Annotated in this window: 17 protein-coding genes; 10 read left to right on the top strand and 7 right to left on the bottom strand. The window is 63.0% G+C overall.

All coding sequences use genetic code 11. From position 1 onward, the window contains the following. Positions 1-9: 9 nt before the first annotated feature. Positions 10-1,125: a cell division protein ZapE gene (zapE, locus tag C0058_RS21485; protein ID WP_102369527.1), complete on the bottom strand. Its 1,116-nt coding sequence runs from the start codon at positions 1,123-1,125 to the stop codon at positions 10-12. A 229-nt stretch (positions 1,126-1,354) separates the two neighbouring features. Here zapE and C0058_RS21480 point away from each other — a divergent pair, with 229 nt between their 5' ends. The 7 genes from C0058_RS21480 to C0058_RS21450 are packed head-to-tail and all read left to right on the top strand — an operon-like array spanning position 1,355 to position 7,689. Next, the gene (locus C0058_RS21480; protein WP_218166240.1) at positions 1,355-1,846 is read left to right on the top strand and encodes a spore coat U domain-containing protein; all 492 of its coding nucleotides are present in this window, start codon (positions 1,355-1,357) and stop codon (positions 1,844-1,846) included. Further along, complete coding sequence (locus C0058_RS21475) at positions 1,840-2,382, top strand: spore coat protein U domain-containing protein (RefSeq protein ID WP_003212440.1); 543 nt, start codon at positions 1,840-1,842, stop codon at positions 2,380-2,382. Before C0058_RS21480 ends, C0058_RS21475 begins: the two co-directional genes overlap by 7 nt. A gap of 18 nt (positions 2,383-2,400) precedes the next feature. Further along, on the top strand, positions 2,401-2,937 hold the full coding sequence (locus C0058_RS21470) for a spore coat protein U domain-containing protein (protein ID WP_032898768.1): 537 nt from the start codon (positions 2,401-2,403) through the stop codon (positions 2,935-2,937). 4 nt (positions 2,938-2,941) lie between these two features. Then, positions 2,942-3,442, top strand: coding sequence for a spore coat U domain-containing protein (locus C0058_RS21465; RefSeq protein ID WP_008431486.1), 501 nt, complete (start codon positions 2,942-2,944; stop codon positions 3,440-3,442). 26 nt (positions 3,443-3,468) lie between these two features. Beyond that, positions 3,469-4,254 (top strand): molecular chaperone, encoded by a 786-nt coding sequence (locus tag C0058_RS21460; protein ID WP_102369526.1) that lies wholly within the window; start codon positions 3,469-3,471, stop codon positions 4,252-4,254. Between the two features lie 41 nt (positions 4,255-4,295). Then, positions 4,296-6,689: a fimbria/pilus outer membrane usher protein gene (locus tag C0058_RS21455; protein ID WP_102369525.1), complete on the top strand. Its 2,394-nt coding sequence runs from the start codon at positions 4,296-4,298 to the stop codon at positions 6,687-6,689. A gap of 16 nt (positions 6,690-6,705) precedes the next feature. Beyond that, the gene (locus C0058_RS21450) at positions 6,706-7,689 is read left to right on the top strand and encodes a spore coat U domain-containing protein (protein WP_256579507.1); all 984 of its coding nucleotides are present in this window, start codon (positions 6,706-6,708) and stop codon (positions 7,687-7,689) included. Here C0058_RS21450 and C0058_RS21445 read toward each other — a convergent pair. After that, the gene (locus tag C0058_RS21445; protein ID WP_003212454.1) at positions 7,686-8,438 is read right to left on the bottom strand and encodes an anti-sigma factor; all 753 of its coding nucleotides are present in this window, start codon (positions 8,436-8,438) and stop codon (positions 7,686-7,688) included. The genes C0058_RS21450 and C0058_RS21445 overlap by 4 nt on opposite strands. Continuing rightward, positions 8,435-8,941: an RNA polymerase sigma factor gene (locus C0058_RS21440; RefSeq protein WP_003212456.1), complete on the bottom strand. Its 507-nt coding sequence runs from the start codon at positions 8,939-8,941 to the stop codon at positions 8,435-8,437. The genes C0058_RS21445 and C0058_RS21440 overlap by 4 nt, the downstream gene beginning before the upstream one ends. 171 nt (positions 8,942-9,112) lie before the next feature. On the opposite strand from C0058_RS21440, the gene C0058_RS21435 reads away from it, so the two are divergent. Together C0058_RS21435 and C0058_RS21430 are read left to right on the top strand one after the other, a co-directional pair. After that, positions 9,113-10,195, top strand: a complete 1,083-nt coding sequence (locus tag C0058_RS21435; protein WP_008431493.1) for a catalase family peroxidase — start codon at positions 9,113-9,115, stop codon at positions 10,193-10,195. After that, complete coding sequence (locus C0058_RS21430; RefSeq protein WP_003212459.1) at positions 10,192-10,731, top strand: cytochrome b; 540 nt, start codon at positions 10,192-10,194, stop codon at positions 10,729-10,731. The genes C0058_RS21435 and C0058_RS21430 overlap by 4 nt, the downstream gene beginning before the upstream one ends. A gap of 54 nt (positions 10,732-10,785) precedes the next feature. Here the strand turns inward: C0058_RS21430 and C0058_RS21425 are convergent, their stop codons facing one another. Both C0058_RS21425 and C0058_RS21420 read right to left on the bottom strand, forming a co-directional pair. Continuing rightward, positions 10,786-11,937 carry a M14-type cytosolic carboxypeptidase gene (locus C0058_RS21425; RefSeq protein ID WP_003212460.1) on the bottom strand — a complete coding sequence of 384 codons (1,152 nt, stop codon included), beginning with the start codon at positions 11,935-11,937 and terminating at the stop codon, positions 10,786-10,788. A gap of 467 nt (positions 11,938-12,404) precedes the next feature. Continuing rightward, positions 12,405-12,767 carry a DUF6124 family protein gene (locus C0058_RS21420; RefSeq protein WP_102369523.1) on the bottom strand — a complete coding sequence of 121 codons (363 nt, stop codon included), beginning with the start codon at positions 12,765-12,767 and terminating at the stop codon, positions 12,405-12,407. A 129-nt stretch (positions 12,768-12,896) separates the two neighbouring features. Here C0058_RS21420 and C0058_RS21415 point away from each other — a divergent pair, with 129 nt between their 5' ends. Next, positions 12,897-13,544, top strand: a complete 648-nt coding sequence (locus C0058_RS21415) for a LexA family transcriptional regulator (protein WP_102369522.1) — start codon at positions 12,897-12,899, stop codon at positions 13,542-13,544. Here C0058_RS21415 and C0058_RS21410 read toward each other — a convergent pair. Then, entirely contained in the window at positions 13,541-15,478 is a 1,938-nt protein-coding gene (locus C0058_RS21410; protein WP_102369521.1) for an acetyl/propionyl/methylcrotonyl-CoA carboxylase subunit alpha, read from the bottom strand. The two genes, C0058_RS21415 and C0058_RS21410, sit on opposite strands and share 4 nt — an antisense overlap. Then, the gene (locus C0058_RS21405) at positions 15,475-16,281 is read right to left on the bottom strand and encodes a gamma-carboxygeranoyl-CoA hydratase (RefSeq protein ID WP_102369520.1); all 807 of its coding nucleotides are present in this window, start codon (positions 16,279-16,281) and stop codon (positions 15,475-15,477) included. The genes C0058_RS21410 and C0058_RS21405 overlap by 4 nt, the downstream gene beginning before the upstream one ends. Positions 16,282-16,287: the final 6 nt, after the last annotated feature.

The raw sequence follows: 16,287 nt of genomic DNA, 5'->3' as shown, positions 1-16,287 counted from the left end.
AACGGCGCGTCACTCGGCAATAGGGGCGTGAATGGCGCTCATGATAGCGGGTTGCGGCCCGATCTTCTGCAACTGCCCCAGGCGGCTGGCGGTGCGCGCCAAATCGATGGCCTGGCCGCTCAGGGATTGCTCCAGCGGCTGCTCGCCGATCAGCACCAATTGCTTGTCCTGGTCGTAGAGCACGTCCACCAGGTTGATGAACCGTTGCTGGGCGGCAATCGGACAGTCCGCCAGGTGCGGCAGGCCGTCGATGATCCAGCGTTCATAGTCGCGGCACAGCTGCAGGTAGTCCATGACGGCGGTCGGTTGTTCGCACAGGTCGCTGAAGGTGAAGGCAATGCTGCGGTCCTGGTACCAGCGGGCAGTCAATTGCCGGGCTCCGACGGTCAGGCTGACCGGGGCCTGATCCGCTGACGGCAGGCCCAGGGCTTGGCGTTGCGCGGCAGTCCCCGGCCACACGAACTGGCCAGCGCTGAACCGCTGATCGCCATGGGCCTGGGCCAGGCTGCGAAAATCCTGGGGGGCGCTGACCTCCATGACGTCCATGCGCGCGCTGATCAGCTCGATCACCGGCTTGAACCGCTGATGGTACAAGGGGTTCGGCAGCAACCCGGCGGGCGGATAATTGGAGGTTACCAGCACCCAGACTCCGCGCCGGAACAGGGCCTTGAACAGGCGGCTGATCAGCATCGCATCGCCGATATCATGTACGTGAAACTCGTCGAAGCACAGCACGCGGCAGCCATCGAGCAACTCATCCAGGGTCACGGCCAATGCATCGCGCTGCTGGCGATGGGCAAACATTCCCTGGTGCAGACGGGCGAAAAAGTCGTGGAAGTGCACGCGCTGTTTCTCGGCAATCGGCAACGCCTGGAAAAAGCCGTCCAGCAACCAGCTCTTGCCCCGGCCGACGGCGCCGTGCAGGTACAGGCTGCGGGTAGGGCGCCCGGCCAGCAGATGGTCGGTTTGCCGGGCCATGGTCTCGATCACCTGTTGCTGGCTTGGGCTGAGGGTATAGCCCTGTTGCCGGGCCTTGCCCTGGAAGAATGCGGTGATACCGGGGGCGGCGGTGGTCGCCGCGGGTTTACCCAGCAACCGTTTGAGCAGGGGCGGTAAAGCAGCCAATGTCAGTCACTCTGTATGTCGGTGGTCGCTCACTTTAGAGCGCCGGTTGCGGTTTGACCAATAGAGAAGCACGGCGCGAGCTATCTGGAAAAGGCATGGGTCAATGGATCCAAAACACCGACCTGACTGGCGGATTCCCTTCAAGTGACTAACCTCATACACAGCAGTCACCCCTGTATAAGGATTTGGGGCAGTGAAGGGACACGCAGTCTTGGCAATCATGAGCGCGATGCTCTGCAACACGGTTTATGGTGCCCAGCTCCAGGTTGAGGTGCGTATCGACGTGCAGCGGGGGTGCCAATTGGTCGGCACCACGCGTGAAGCAGGGATCGAGCAGCTCGGCGTACTGGATTTCGGCAGCGGCTCCCGGCTGGATGACCCGGCAGGCCCGTTGAGTGCAGCCTTGATCAGCCAGCGCCAGCCACGCCTGGAGTGCAACCCGGATACGCCGTATCAGATGCGTGTCGACGGCGGCCTGCATGGCGGCATCGGCGAAGTACGTTACCTGGGCGCTGCTGCCCCCTCGATCAAACCCATTCCCTATCGAATTTATGCCGATGCCGCACGCCGCATCCCCTTGGCCGTGGACGTACCGTTGAGCGGCCGTGTGCCCGATTCCGGCACGGTGGACTTGCCACTTTATGGACGCATCGAGCCGCTCAAGGAAATACCGGCCGTGGGGCGTTATTCCGACCTGCTCAAAGTGACGGTGACATGGTAAGCCGCGCCCTGGCCTGCATCGCGCTGGGCGGCCTGTTGCTCCTGGCCGAGGACGCCCAGGCGGCGGTCGCCGGGCAGATTCACGCACGGCTGGTGATTACCGCCAGTTGCCAGGTGAGCAAAGGCACCGACAGCGCGCCGGTGAGCCCGGATGGCGGCTCGGCCTTGCTGGATTTCGGCAGCCACGGACCCACTTGGGACAAGGGCCTGGGTGCCGGCATCAGTGATGGCGACAAGGCCGCGCTCGCTGTGTCCTGCAACCCGTCGGTGGTGAGCAGTTTCACCGTGACCATCGACGGCGGCGCCCATGGCGACGGCATCACCCGGCGCTTGAGCAATGGCCGGCAAACCATACCGTATCGGCTGTCGGCCGATCCTGCGGGCCGAAGCACCTACAGCATCGGCCAGCAACGCAATTTCGTCGTGACCAAGGGCGCACAGGTACCGATCCCGGTATTCGGCTCGGTGGTGGCGAATACCAGGGCCCTACCGGCCGGCATCTACACAGACACCCTGACGGTGACTCTGGATTGGTAATTCATGAGGATGGACATCATGCATGCACTTGTATCTAAAGCAGTTCTCCCATTGGTCGCACTGGCCTGGGTATCGGGTGCCCAGGCGGCCACGACGGTCACCGGGCAGATCAGCTCCACGCTGATCCTGACCAACAGTTGCCTGGTCAATGGCGTGGGCGGCACCACCGGTTTGAACTTCGGTACGATCAATTTCGGTACCACCAACAGCCAGTTCACCACGCAGTCCGGCCAGGTGCTGGGTGGCGGTGGAGGCGCGTTGTCGATCCAGTGTTCCTCGGGCACCTCGCCGGTGATCACTGTGGGTGCCGGGTCCCATGACGGCCAGTCCACGGGCGGCACCCGGGCGCTGTACGACGGCGTGGCCAACTATGTGCCGTATGACTTCTACACCGACACCGGGCATTCGACGCTCCTGGCGATCAACGGAACCATCAACGTAGGCGCGAGCACGGGCGTTGCGCAAACCGTGAACATCTACGGCCAGGCCGTGGGCAAGGCAGGTCTGCCGGCGGGTACCTACACCGACACGGTGTCCGTGCAATTGACGTTCTAGTGCGATGAAGCGGGCCTGCTGGGCGACGCTGGCGGTCATCACGGGTTGGGGGATGCCGTTGTCGTTGCTGGCGGTGACCAGCCAGACGATCCAGGTCAGCGCGACGATTGCCGCAGGCTGCCTGGTGGTGGGCGGCGGCACGAACTACGGCAGCCTGGCGTTCGGCAGCTATTCGTCGTTGTCCACCAGCACGGTGTCGGTGGCGCTGAGCAGCGGGGTAACGCTGCAATGCACTCCGGGAGTCACCTTGAACATGAGCGTCAACGGCGGCTTGTACAACGCCAGTGGCCGGCACATGCAACTCAATAGCGGCAGTGCCCAAGTGGCGTACCAGCTGTTTCAGGACGCGGCCCTGAGCCAGAGCCTGGGGATCAGTCAAAGCGTCAGCGTGGCCTACAGCAACGCGAACAATATAACCCTGCCGATTTACGGCCGGGTGGTGTTACCGGGTAATCAGCCTGGGGGGACGTACAGCGACGTGCTGCAGGTGCAGCTGTCCTGGTAAGGCGATTGGCATGAGGAGTGGAATCTATGTTTGCAGCTTCCCGGCGGTATTGGGTTGCGGGTTTTATCGGTCTGGTGACGTTGGGCGCCGGGCAGGTCCAGGCCGCCAGTTCGGTGCTGATCTGGCCCATTGACCCGGTGCTGGAGGCCGATCAACAGGCCAGCGCCTTGTGGTTGGAGAACCGCGGTACAGAGACTGCCAACCTGCAGATCCGGGTATTTGCCTGGAGCCAGGGCGGGTTTGACGAGCAGTACCAGAACCAGCGCGACGTGATCGGCAGCCCGCCGGTGGCGAAGATCGAACCGGGGCAGAAGCAATTGGTGCGCCTGACCCGGACCCGGGAAGTGCCGCCGGGCCAGGAGTTGGCCTATCGGATCATCATCGACGAAATCCCCGCCGCCACCCCTGAAACCCCCGCAGCCGATGGCAAGACGGCCGCAGCCATCCGCTTTCAGATGCGTTATTCGGTGCCGTTGTTCGCCTACGGCGCAGGCCTGTGGAGCAAGGAAGACGCGACGCGCCAGCGCGACCCCAAGGGCGCGGGCAAGCCTGACCTGAGCTGGAAAAAAGTCACCGTCGGCGGGCGCAACTATGTGGAGATGCGCAACCAGGGCGCGGTGCACGCGCGGCTCACCGATGTGGCGTTCAAACAGGGCGGGCAGACCCGGCCGCTGGTAGACGGCCTGCTCGGCTATGTACTGCCGGGCGCAACCATGCGCTGGCCGGTGCCACAAGGTGTCGCGGGCGATCAGCCGCTGCAGGTGCGAGTCAATGGCGCAGCGCAACTGGAGAACCTTGCGCCGGGACGGTAACGCAATGGAATAGGGCATGGAGCAGCCCTTGGTCTTAACGGATGGAGATGTCCATTGATGGACACAATGCCTTGGTGAGCCATGGTTGGACTCGTAGTCGATGGCGATCGGTGTGGGTGGTGGGCGGCCTGGCGGGCCTGGTGCTTGCGCCGCTTGGCGTGGCCGCGCCGTTGCCGCCGCCGCCCAGCAACATGGAGGCTGTTGCCGATGCACAGTTGTTCCTCGAACTGGTGGTCAACCAGATGGACACTGGCCGGGTGGTGGCCGTGGATCAGCGCGCCGGCGGCCTGTTTGTGCCGGCGGCCACCTTGCGGGACGTGGGCATGAAGCTGCCGGCCGAGATCACCACCGAGGTCGCGCTGGACCACCTGCCGGGCCTGCACACCGATTACGACAGCCAGGGCCAGCGCCTGATGTTGACGGTACCGCCGGCGTGGTTGCCGGCGCAGTTCATCGGCAGCCGCAACAACTACCCGCGCGCCCAGGCACTCACCAGTTTTGGTGCGTTGCTCAACTATGACGCTTACCTGAACGACACCGATGACGCCGGCACATACCTGGGCATTTTCAACGAAGTGCGGCTGTTCGATACCTGGGGCACCTTGTCCAATACCGGCCAATACCGCACCACCTTTGGCGGCCAGGCCAGCGGCAGCACTTTGAACAATGGCTACCGGCGCTATGACACCACCTGGCGCTTTTCCGACGATGAGCGCCTGCTGACCTACGAGGCGGGCGACGTGATCAGCAGCGCATTGCCGTGGAGCAGTTCGGTACGCCTGGGCGGGGTGCAAGTGTCGCGGGATTTCGGCGTACGCCCGGACCTGGTGACTTACCCCTTGCCACAATTTGCCGGGGAGGCGGCGGTGCCGTCGTCGGTGGACCTGTTCATCAATGGCTACAAATCCAGCAGCGCAGATCTGCAGCCGGGCCCGTACACCTTGACCAACGTGCCGTTTATCAACGGCGCCGGCGAAGCGGTGGTGGTCACCACCGATGCCCTGGGCCGGCAGGTGTCGACCACCGTGCCGTTCTACGTCACCAGTACGTTGTTGCAAAAAGGGCTGTCGGATTTTTCGGTGGCGGCCGGTAATTTGCGCCGCGACTACACCATTCGGGATTTTGGCTACGGGCCGGGCGTGGCCAGCGGCACGTTTCGTTACGGGGTGTCGGACTACTTCACCCTGGAAAGCCATGCCGAAGCCTCAGGCGACCTGACCCTGGGCGGGCTCGGCGGCAACGTGCGGCTGGGCAACTTCGGGGTGCTCAATACCGCCCTCAGCCAAAGCCAGTTTGATGGCGAGACCGGCCAGCAACTGAGCTTCGGTTATCAATACAGCAACCAGCGCTACAGCCTGTCATACCAGCGAGTAGAACGCCGCGACCAGTACGCCGACCTGACCCTGGTCGACACGCCTTATGCGAGCCTCAGCAAGCGCAGCGAGCAGGTGACCCTGAGCCTGAACCTCAACGATTTCGGCAGCATCGGTGCCGGCTATTTCGATGTACAGGCGGCCGATGACTCCCGCACCCGGCTGATGAACCTCACCTGGAGCAAACAGCTGTGGCGCAACACCAGTTTCTATCTGTCGGCCAACCGTGAGGTCGGTGACAGCAACTGGGCCATGCAGGCGCAACTGGTGATCCCGTTCGACGTCTACGGGAGCCTGGCCTTGAGCAACGAGCGCAGCCAGGCCGGCGAAAGTCGCCAGCGGGTCAACTACAGCCGGGCGGTGCCGTCCGAGGGCGGCGTGGGCTACAACTTGGGTTATGCCAGTGGCGACGGCCCGGCCTATCGCCAGGCCGACCTGACCTGGCGCATGCAGTCGGTGCAATTGCAGGCGGGCGTGTACGGTAGCAGTGACGCCGAGACCCGTTGGGCGGATGCCAGTGGCTCGCTGGTGTGGATGGACAATCAGGTGTTCACGGCCAACCAGGTCAATGACGCGTTTGTGGTGGTGAGCACCGACGGCTATTCCGGTGTGCCGGTGCTTTATGAAAACCAGCTGGTGGGGGAAACCGACCGCAACGGGCACTTGCTGGTGCCGTGGAGCAGCGCGTACTACCGCGGCAAGTATGAAATCGACCCGCTGAACCTGCCGGTCAACGTGCAGACCCCTAATGTCGAGCAGCGCGTGGCGGTGCGGCGCGGTAGCGGCTACCTGCTGGAGTTCCCGGTGCGCCGGGTGATCGCGGCCAGTATCACCCTGGTGGATGCCCGGCATCAGGACCTGCCCCTGGGCAGCCAGGTGCGTCATGAGCAAACCGGGGCGCGCGCGGTGGTGGGGTGGGATGGCCTGGTGTACCTGGAGAACCTGGCGGCCCACAACACCTTGCAAGTCACTGTGGGTGAGGGCCGTACCTGCCAGGCAACGTTCGACTTGGATATCAACGAGGAGCAGGTGCCGCTGATCGGGCCGCTGGTTTGCCAATGAGACAAGGAGTGTGGGTGTGCGGGTCAAGGAATGGATAGTTGGACTGCTGGTGCTGGCGGGCCTGGGTTTTTCGCTACAGGCAATGGCCGCGTGTTCGGCGCCGGGAGCTACGTCGCCGGCCAGCTTTGGCTCGATCAGTTCGATGACGGTGCGCACCGCTGCCCAGACCAGTTCCACCACCAACGCTGGCTTGAACTGCGGGGCCACGTTGATTTCGCTGCTGGCGGCGAGTGATCACTTCTATGCAACCATCACCTCGGCCACCAGCGGCATGGTCGGCCCTACCGGGGATGTCATCGGTTATACGATTTACGCCAATAACAGCACCAGTTACCCGATCAACCGTGGCACCCAGTTCGATTTCGGCGCGACGGGCATTGCCCAAAGCGTTGGCTTGGTTTCCGGGCCGGGCACGAAGACCTTGCCGCTTTACCTGAGATCGATCACCGGCAGCAACGTGGCTGCCGGCCTTTACACGGAGACACTCAGCATCGCCTGGGTCTGGAACTACTGCGCGGTGCTGGGGGTTGGGTCGCTGTGTGTCTTCCGGGATTCCGGCTCCGGCACATCCTCCCTGACGGTCAGCATGACGGTGAGCAACGACTGTCAGATCACCGCGCCCAACATCAGCTTCGGCAGCGCGCCGGTGATCAGTGGTTTTTCCAGTGTGAACGGGCAAGCCACGATTGCCTGCACCAAGGGCAGTGCCTACACCGTGGGCATCAGCGATGGCCAGAACCCGGTGAGTGTGGGCGGGCAGCGGCGGATGATCTCGGGGAGCAATTTCCTCAATTACGACATCTTCAAAAGCGCCACCACCACTCGCTGGGGCAGCGTGACCACCGCCCGGCGCGCCAGCTCCACGGCTGAGGTGAACCCCGGGAATGGCCTGGGCACCGGCAGCCAGGTGTTCAACTACAACGCGGCGATCTATAGCAACCAGGCCACGCCGCCGGCCGGTACCTACGTCGATAACGTGGTGCTGGATGTGGGTTTCTAGAACCGCATCGTCTGCTTGAGCATCTGCGTGGTCGACGGGTCTTGCGGGCTGACCATCGCATAGTTGTAGCCCGCGCCCGACCAGTATTCGGCCTGCAGCCCGTCGGCACTGCGGCTGCCCCGGGGCAGGAACTTGTTTTCCGGGCCCGGCGGGCGGATATAGAAACTGATGCGCCGCCCTTGGGGGTCTTCATACAGCACCATGGCCGCCGCGCCTTGTTCGGTACTGAGCAGGCGCCCGCTGACCGCCTTGAACCCGGCCTGGCTCAGGTCCGGCAGGCGGTAGGCCTGGTTGAAATAACGGTCGAGCCAGCCTTGCATGTCGCCACCGCTTTGCACGTGGTAGTCGGCGGGCAAGATGCCGTCCTGGGCAAACAGGCGGTAGGCCTGCATCGCGTCGCTCATGGGCGCCATGCTCTCGAGCAGCGTAGCCTGGCGGGCCTGCCAGCCGCCGAGGCCGCCGACACTGACGGCAATCAACAGCATGGCGGCGGTTGCGAGATGGCGGCGCGACTGGCGCTTGACCCGCTGGCGAATCAGGGCCGGGTCCAGCTCGGGGTTGGCGGGTTGTTGCAGTGCGCCGCTCAACGATGCCCGCAGGTGCTGCGCGTCCTGTTGCCAGGCGTGCACCTGGGCGGCGACGTCCGGGTGGGCCGCCAGCCAGGTTTCGAGCTGGCGGCGGTCGGCGTCCAGGAGCTGGTGATCGACGTAGGCATGCAAATCGCGTTCGCTGGGAGGCAGGCTGATCATTTGAGTATCCGCAGGGCAGGGCTGGTGATTTCGCCGTCGCTGAGCTGGCGCAGGGCCTGGCGCGCGCGCGACAGGCGAGACATCACGGTGCCCACGGGCACCTCGAGGATGTCGGCGACTTCTTTGTAGCTCAAGCCTTCCACCGAGACCCACAGCAGCAGGGCGCGCTGTTCGGTGTTCAATTTGTCGAAGGCTTGCAGGGTCGATTGCGCGATGACGGTGCGCTCGACCGACGGCTGCGAATCATCGCGGCCGGTGAAAAATTCCAGCATGCGTGTGTACCGCCGGGAGCGCCGATGGGCGTCGAGGAACTGCCGGTAGAGGATCGAGAACAGCCAGGCGCGCAAGTCGCCTTCGAGGCGTTTGTCGGCCCAACTGATGATCGCGCGCTCAAGGCTCGCCTGCACCAGGTCGTCGGCGCTGCTGGTGTTACGCGTCAGGGACACGGCAAAACGCCGCAACCTGGGGATGAGTTCACGTAACTGTTCGTCGAGTTCGTGCATGGGATTCTGGCTAGTCACTACGCTGGGACTAGGAAGACGTCCGGCGTTGAAGGTTATTCCAGGCCAATAAAAATAAACAGCAGGCCAGGGAATAGAGTGCGCTGGCGTTCGTCCCAAGTGTTCCGACCTTATGTTTCACCCACTCAAGGCCTTGGGCCCTGGAGTTATTTCATGGTAGATCACTCATCACCGCCCCGTCCGCCGTTGAGCACCGCAAGCCTGATAATTCGGTTGGCCAGCATCGGCGTGGTGGTTGCCGTCGTGGCCGGGGCGTTTGCCTACGTTAACGGAAGCCTCGACCCACAGCGGTTGCGTCCCAAAACCCTGGTCAATGCCTTGGAAACCAACAACGGCTTGCACCCTGGCTACCGGCGTAACCATGCCAAGGGCGTGTGCGTGGCCGGTTATTTCGAGAGCAGCCCCGAAGCGCGCCAGTACTCCAGTGCCCAGGTATTCAGCGAGGCGCGCACCCCGGTTATCGGGCGTTTTGCGCTGCCCAGCGGCAACCCGTATGCGCCGGACAGCAGCGTGCCGATCCGCAGTTTTGCCTTGCAGTTCAACTTGGCCAACGGCCAGCAATGGCGCACCGGGATGAACAGCATGCCGGTGTTCCCGGTGGGCACGCCCGAGGCCTTCTTCGAGATGCTCAAGGCCGGCGCACCTGACCCGGCCACCGGCAAGCCGAACCCGGCAGGCATGCCGGCGTTCTTCGCGGCGCACCCCGAGACCGCGCCGTTCCTGGCCTGGGTCAAGACCGCCAAGCCGTCTGCCAGCTATGCCACTGAAACCTATAACGGCATCAACGCGTTTTACCTGGTAAACGCCAGCGGCCAACGCCAGGCCGTGCGCTGGGGCGTCGTACCGCAAAGCCAGGATGCTGCGGGGGCTACGGCGCCCGCCGGCAGCGACTTCCTCGAAAAAGACCTGGCCCAGCGCCTGGTAGCCGGGCCGTTGCGCTGGCAGTTGAACCTCACCCTGGCCAACCCGGGCGACCCGGTAGATGACGCCAGCAAGACCTGGACCGGTGAGCACAAGGTGCTGAATGCCGGGACCCTGGTGCTGGAAAGCAGCCAGCCGCAAATGGACGGTGATTGCCGTGACATCAACTTTGATCCACTGGTGCTGCCGAGCGGTATCGAAGCCTCGAATGACCCATTGCTGGCCGCCCGTTCGGCGGCGTACGCCAGTTCCTACCTGCGTCGCACCAGCGAAGTCAGCCAGCTGCACAGCGCCCCTCAGGAGTCGAAGCCATGAATGCCCAACCCCGGTTTTTCGCCCCGCTGGCGCGGCTGCTGCATTGGCTGATGGCGTTGATGATCATCGCCATGCTGTTTATCGGCGCGGGCATGGTGGCCTCGGTTTCCGAACGCCATGAGTGGCTGATCCACCTGCACAAGCCGCTGGGCATTGCGATCCTGGCGCTGGTAATCGTGCGCCTGGTGGTGCGTTTTTCCACGCGCCAGCCGCCGCTGCCTGCCGACTTGCCGCTGTGGCAAGTGCTGGCGGCCAAGGCCTCCCACGTGGTGCTGTATGCGTTGATGCTGGTGTTGCCGCTGCTGGGCTGGGCGATGATTTCAGCGGCCGGCGACCCGGTGATGCTCAGCAGTTCGGTGCAGTTGCCGGCGCTGGTGGGGGCGAATGCGCCGTTGTTTGCCGTGTTGCGCAAGGCTCACGGTTACCTGGCGTATTTGCTGTTTCTGACGGTGTTGTTGCACCTGGCGGCGGCGCTGTTCCACGGTTTGATCCGGCGTGACGGTGTGTTGCAAAGCATGACCGGCAGCAAGGACTGAAGCCTTCCCCGGCGACGGTTGCTGTGATGCAGCCGTCGCCGGGATCGTGGATGTTTAGCGCAATACGCCGACGATATCCGCCACGCTGCTCAACACGTCCTTGCCCAACTGCATCGAGCGTTTGCCCGACCAGCCAGTGTGCGGGTTGGGCGCGTCGTCGTTGTCCTTGAAGGGCATTTCCAGGGTCAGGGACAGGCAATCGAACTTCTCGCCGACGCTGTTGCACGCCAGGGTCATATTGGCTTCGCCCGGCAGGTCGCGGGTGTAGCCATGCGCGGTCTGAAAATCCCGGGTGAGGTTGCTCAGGTGGCTGCGGAAGTGTTTTTCCAACTGCTCGATACGTGGCGTGTAGCCCGGGTTGCCTTCACAACCGGCGGTGAACACATAGGGGATTTCCTCGTCGCCGTGGATATCCAGGAACAGGTCAACGCCGTACTTTTCCATTTGTTGCTGGACGAACAGTACTTCGGGGCTGATCTCCTGGCTCGCACTCTGCCAGGCGCGGTTGAGGTCCTGGCCCATGGCGTTGGTGCGCAGATGCCCATGGAACGCGCCATCGGGGTTCATGTTCGGTACCAGGTACAGGTCGGCGGCGGCCAGGAGCTTTTTCAGCTCGGCGTCACCGTCCTGTTGCAGGCGCTCGATGATGCCTTCCATAAACCATTCGGCCATGTGCTCGCCGGGATGCTGCTGGGCGATGATCCAGACCTTGCGCTTGTTGGCCTCGCCCTTGCCACGGCGCAGCAGTTGGATATCACGGCCTTCGACACTTTTGCCGGTGGCCAGCAATTGCGTGCCGGCGCGGTTCAGCGCCTGGTCGATCAGCCAGTCGTGGCGTTCGCGGCTGTAGGGTTCGAAGTAGGCGAACCAGGCCTGTTTTTCACGGGTTTCGAGGGTGATGTGCAGCGTCTCGCCATCAAAGCGGGTGGGCACCCGAAACCAGTTGATATGGTCGTAGGACGCCACGGCGTTGTAGCCGCTCCAGGCGTGCTTGTAGGACGAGTGGCCGGCATTGCTCAGGCGGAAGGTGTGGGTGTGACCCACATGCATGCCTTCGGCCTTGAAGTGGAACCACTGGTAGTGCTGGCTGCGCGTATCGGGCTTTATCGCCAGCAGCAACTGGTGAGCATCACTGGCGTCGAGCACCTGGATATTGCCACTGTCGAAGTCGGTGCTGATCTTGATGGAGGTCAAGGCCACGGTCATAGTCTGGTTGCCTGAATATGAGTGTTGTGGCGGGCATTTTACACCGGAGCGGGGCAAAGCCTGGATGCAATTTTTGCGGGTGAAGAGGGGGGCGTCGTCCATGACGCCGCCGCAGCTTAGAATCTATGAGATTGATTCTCAAGTGCTATTTTTGAAAGAACCGGCCTAAAGCGCTCGATCGACTTTCTTTTGGCGATGGTCTTTTGCTACCATGCGCGCCATCAAGCAACACACAGTCTTCATTAGCCTGAAGTCACGCCAGGGAAAAACTGGCAAAAAAAAGACCCGGCCAAAGAGCCGGGTCAAAAACCGTGATTAGCCTGATGAGGAGATATTCCAAGAGTCCGACCTAAGGTCTCTTGGTCTATCGACTGATCTCGCGATCAGCTAGGTCCAATAATAATCATTATCATTTGCAAGTCAAATGTTTTTATCCCTTGGATAGAAATATTTTTCCCGCGTGCCTGTTACAGGCTGGCCGGCTGTTCGGCACCCCTCGCCGAAAGCCGCAGTGACCGCTCCACCATCACCTTCGCCATATCGATCAAATAGACCACTGAAAACGCCAGGTCCCGGCTATTGCCGTGGGCGCTGTTTGCCGATTCGTACGCAGTGGCCGCGGCGCTGCGCAGCAGGTCGGAGGCGTGGACCAGGGCCTCCTCGTCGCTGATGCCGGGCTTGACCTCGAACAACGTGTCGTCAACGGAGGGCGGTGCGGCATCCTCTTTCAGGTAATAGTCCAGCGCGCGTTGGGCGGCGCCACTGCTGCGCAGGAACAGCCGTTCGTCTTCATCGCAGGTGTCGGGCAGGGTATACGGGGTGGTCGTCATAAGGGCAGTGCTCTGTGTGGGTGTCGAAAGCCTGCAATCGATATTAGTACTAATCGTATTTATGGCGTTTTATTGATTACTACAAACTGTTTATTGTCGTGGTGAGTACACAACGTATTGTCAGGGCCCATGGATAAATGGATAGCGTTGGTCAAGGCCAACATGAAAGACCGCAAGGTCACGCAGGACCAACTGGCGTCGCGCCTGGGCATGTCTCAGGGCGGGGTCGGCCACTGGCTGAACAAGCGTCGGGTGCCGAGCCTTGCCGATATGAACCGGGTGATGCAGGAGCTGGGCCTGGATGGGCTCGAGGTCGCGCTGGTGGTTCGCGAAAAAGCGCTCGCGGCGGTTGCCGAGGAACTGCAGCCGGCGCCGCACTACAACCCGAATTACCGTTACCCGGTGAGCGAAGGGAAGGGAGGCTACCCATTGCAGGAAGAACCTCGGCCGTACGGCGTTACTCGTTTTCAGATGAGCGACTATCACGCCCGTGGCAAGGCGTTCTGGATGCGCGTGACTGGCGACGCCATGACCGCCCCCAGCGGCTTGAGTATCAATGAAGGCACGATGATTCTGGTGGACCCGGCCATCCAGCCCGAGCCCGGCAAACTGGTGGTGGCCCAATGGGCATTTGATTCCCAGGCGATCTTGCGCAAATGGGTCAGGCAGAGCGGCCAGCTTTACCTGGTGCCGCTCAACCCTACGTACCCGAAGATGCTGTTCAGTGAAGAGTGCCGGATCATCGGCGTGGTGGCGCAGGCGGTCACGAGGTTTTAACTCGCGGCTTCCAGCTCCACCAGTGCGCTGCCTTCACCGACCATTTCGCCTTCCTGGCAGTACAGCGCCTTGACCACGCCGGCATGGGGCGCGCGAATGCTGTGTTCCATCTTCATGGCCTCCAGCACCACCAACTGCGTACCGGCTTCAACCGTTTGCCCGACTTCCACCAGCACTCGCACGATGCTGCCGTTCATCGGTGCGGCCAGGCCGCCCTGATGGGACTGGCTGGCATCGACGGCGGCAATCGGGTCGAACAGGCTGACACTGTGCACCTCGCCGTCCCAGCGCAAAAACACACTGCCGCCCTCGCGTACCGCCAGATGGGAGCGGCGCACGCTGTGCTGGTCGATCAGCAATTGTTCGCCGTGCAACTGGGGCGGGTTGACGCCGGCTTGCAGCATTACCAGGCGATCCTGGCCGTTGCAGCTCAGGTGCAGGGAAACCTCGCCCGGCAAGCCTGCGCGAAAACCTCGGGTGTCGGCCCAGGGCGAACGGGTGTCAGTGCTCGGTTGGGTCTGCATGAACGCCTGGCCGGCGGCCTGCCAGAATGCCTCACTCAATTCGCCAGGCGCCGGCAGCAGCTCATCCTGATAACGCGGGATAAACCCGGTATCGAGCTCGGCAGCGGCAAACGCCGGATGGCCGATAATGCGCCGCAAGAAGCCCAGGTTGGTCTTCAGTCCACCCACGGCAAATTCATCGAGCATGCCCAGCAGCCGCAGGCGCGCCTGTTCGCGGTCCTCGCCCCAGGCAATCAACTTGCCCAGCATCGGGTCGTAGAACGGTGACACGTTGTCGCCTTGTTCGACGCCGCTGTCTACCCGGCGCCCGGGCCCTGGCGTGGATTCGCGGTACAGCGCCAGGTGCCCGGTGGCCGGCAGAAAATCGTTGGCCGGGTCCTCGGCGTACAGGCGCACTTCAATCGCATGCCCCAGCAGCGGCACTTGCTCCTGAGTCATCGGCAGCGGCTCGCCCTGGGCCACGCGAATCTGCCAGGCCACCAGGTCCAGGCCGGTGATGGCCTCGGTCACCGGGTGTTCCACCTGCAGCCGGGTGTTCATCTCCATGAAGAAAAACTCGCCCCGGGCGTCCAGCAGAAACTCCACGGTGCCCGCGCCCACGTAGCCGATGGCCTGGGCCGCACGCACGGCCGCTTCGCCCATGGCCTTGCGCTGCTCGGCACTCAGGCCCGGCGCCGGGGCTTCTTCGACGACTTTTTGATGGCGGCGCTGGATCGAGCAATCGCGCTCATTGAGGTACAGGCAGTGACCGTGCTGGTCGGCGAACACCTGGATCTCCACGTGACGCGGCTTGAGCAAATACTTTTCCACCAGCATCTGCGCATTGCCAAAGGAGGACAGTGCTTCACGCTGTGCCGAGGCCAACGCTTCGGCCAGTTGGCTGACGTCCTCGACCACCTTCATGCCCTTGCCGCCGCCGCCTGCCGTTGCCTTGAGCAGCACCGGGTAACCGATACGCTCGGCTGCCTGGCGGAAAGTCTCCAGATCCTGTGCGTCGCCGTGGTAACCGGGCACCAGCGGCACGCCGGCGGTTTCCATCAACGCCTTGGCGGCCGATTTACTGCCCATGGCATCAATGGCCGATGCGGGCGGGCCGAGGAAGATCAACCCGGCGGCTTCAATGGCGCGGGCAAACCCTGCGTTCTCCGAAAGAAACCCATAACCCGGGTGAATCGCCTGGGCGCCGCTGGCCTGGGCCGCGGCGATCAGTTTGTCGATTTGCAGGTAACTGTCGGCGGCCTTGCTGCCGCCCAGGTCCACACGAATATCAGCCTCGCGGGCGTGCCGCGCGTCACGGTCGGTGGCGCTGTGCACGGCCACGGTGGTCAGGCCCATGGCCTTGGCGGTACGCATCACCCGACAGGCGATTTCGCCACGGTTGGCTACCAATACGGTAGTAAGCGTCTTCATGAACGCGGCTCCTGAGGCTGCCAGTTGGGCGCGCGTTTTTGCAGAAAGGCACGCAGGCCTTCCTGGCCTTCGGCGCTGACACGGATCCGGGCGATGGAGTTTTCGCAGTAGCGACGCAACGCTGGCGTCAGGGCACCGTGGCCGACTTCCCGTAGCAGGTCCTTGCTGGCACGCATGGCCGCCGGACTGTTGAGCAGCAGATTGGCAATCCACAATTGGACGTGTACGTCCAACTCATCAGCGGGATAACTCTCCGCCAACAACCCGATTTCCCGCGCCCGCTGGCCGCCGAAGCGATCTGCCGTGAGGGCATAGCGTCGGGCAGCCCGCTCACCGATCGCCTGCACCACGAACGGGCTGATCACCGCCGGCGCCAGGCCAATGCGCACTTCCGACAGGCAGAACTGCGCATCGTCGGCGCCAATCGCCATGTCGCAGCAACTGATCAATCCCAGGGCACCGCCGTAGGCCGCGCCCTGGACTACCGCCAGCGTCGGGATCTTCAGCTTGGCGAGGTTGTACATCAGCTCCGCCAGTTCTCGGGCATCGTCCAGGTTGGTGTGGTAATCCAGTTCGGCCGACTGCTGCATCCAGGCCAGGTCGGCGCCGGCGCTGAAGTGTTTGCCGCGCCCGCGCAGTACCAGAAAACGCAGGGCCGGATCGCCTTGCACCCGGTCCAGGGCAATGATCAGTTCGCGGATCATTTCGGCATTGAACGCGTTGTTCTTGGCTTCACGACTGAGCCACAGCGTGGCAAAGCCACGGGGGTCGGTGATCAGTTCGAGGGTGTTGAAATCGCTCATGGGGTG

It is taken from the genome of Pseudomonas sp. NC02 (assembly GCF_002874965.1).
Lineage (GTDB): Bacteria > Pseudomonadota > Gammaproteobacteria > Pseudomonadales > Pseudomonadaceae > Aquipseudomonas.
This window is presented reverse-complemented; position numbering and strand designations above follow the sequence as displayed.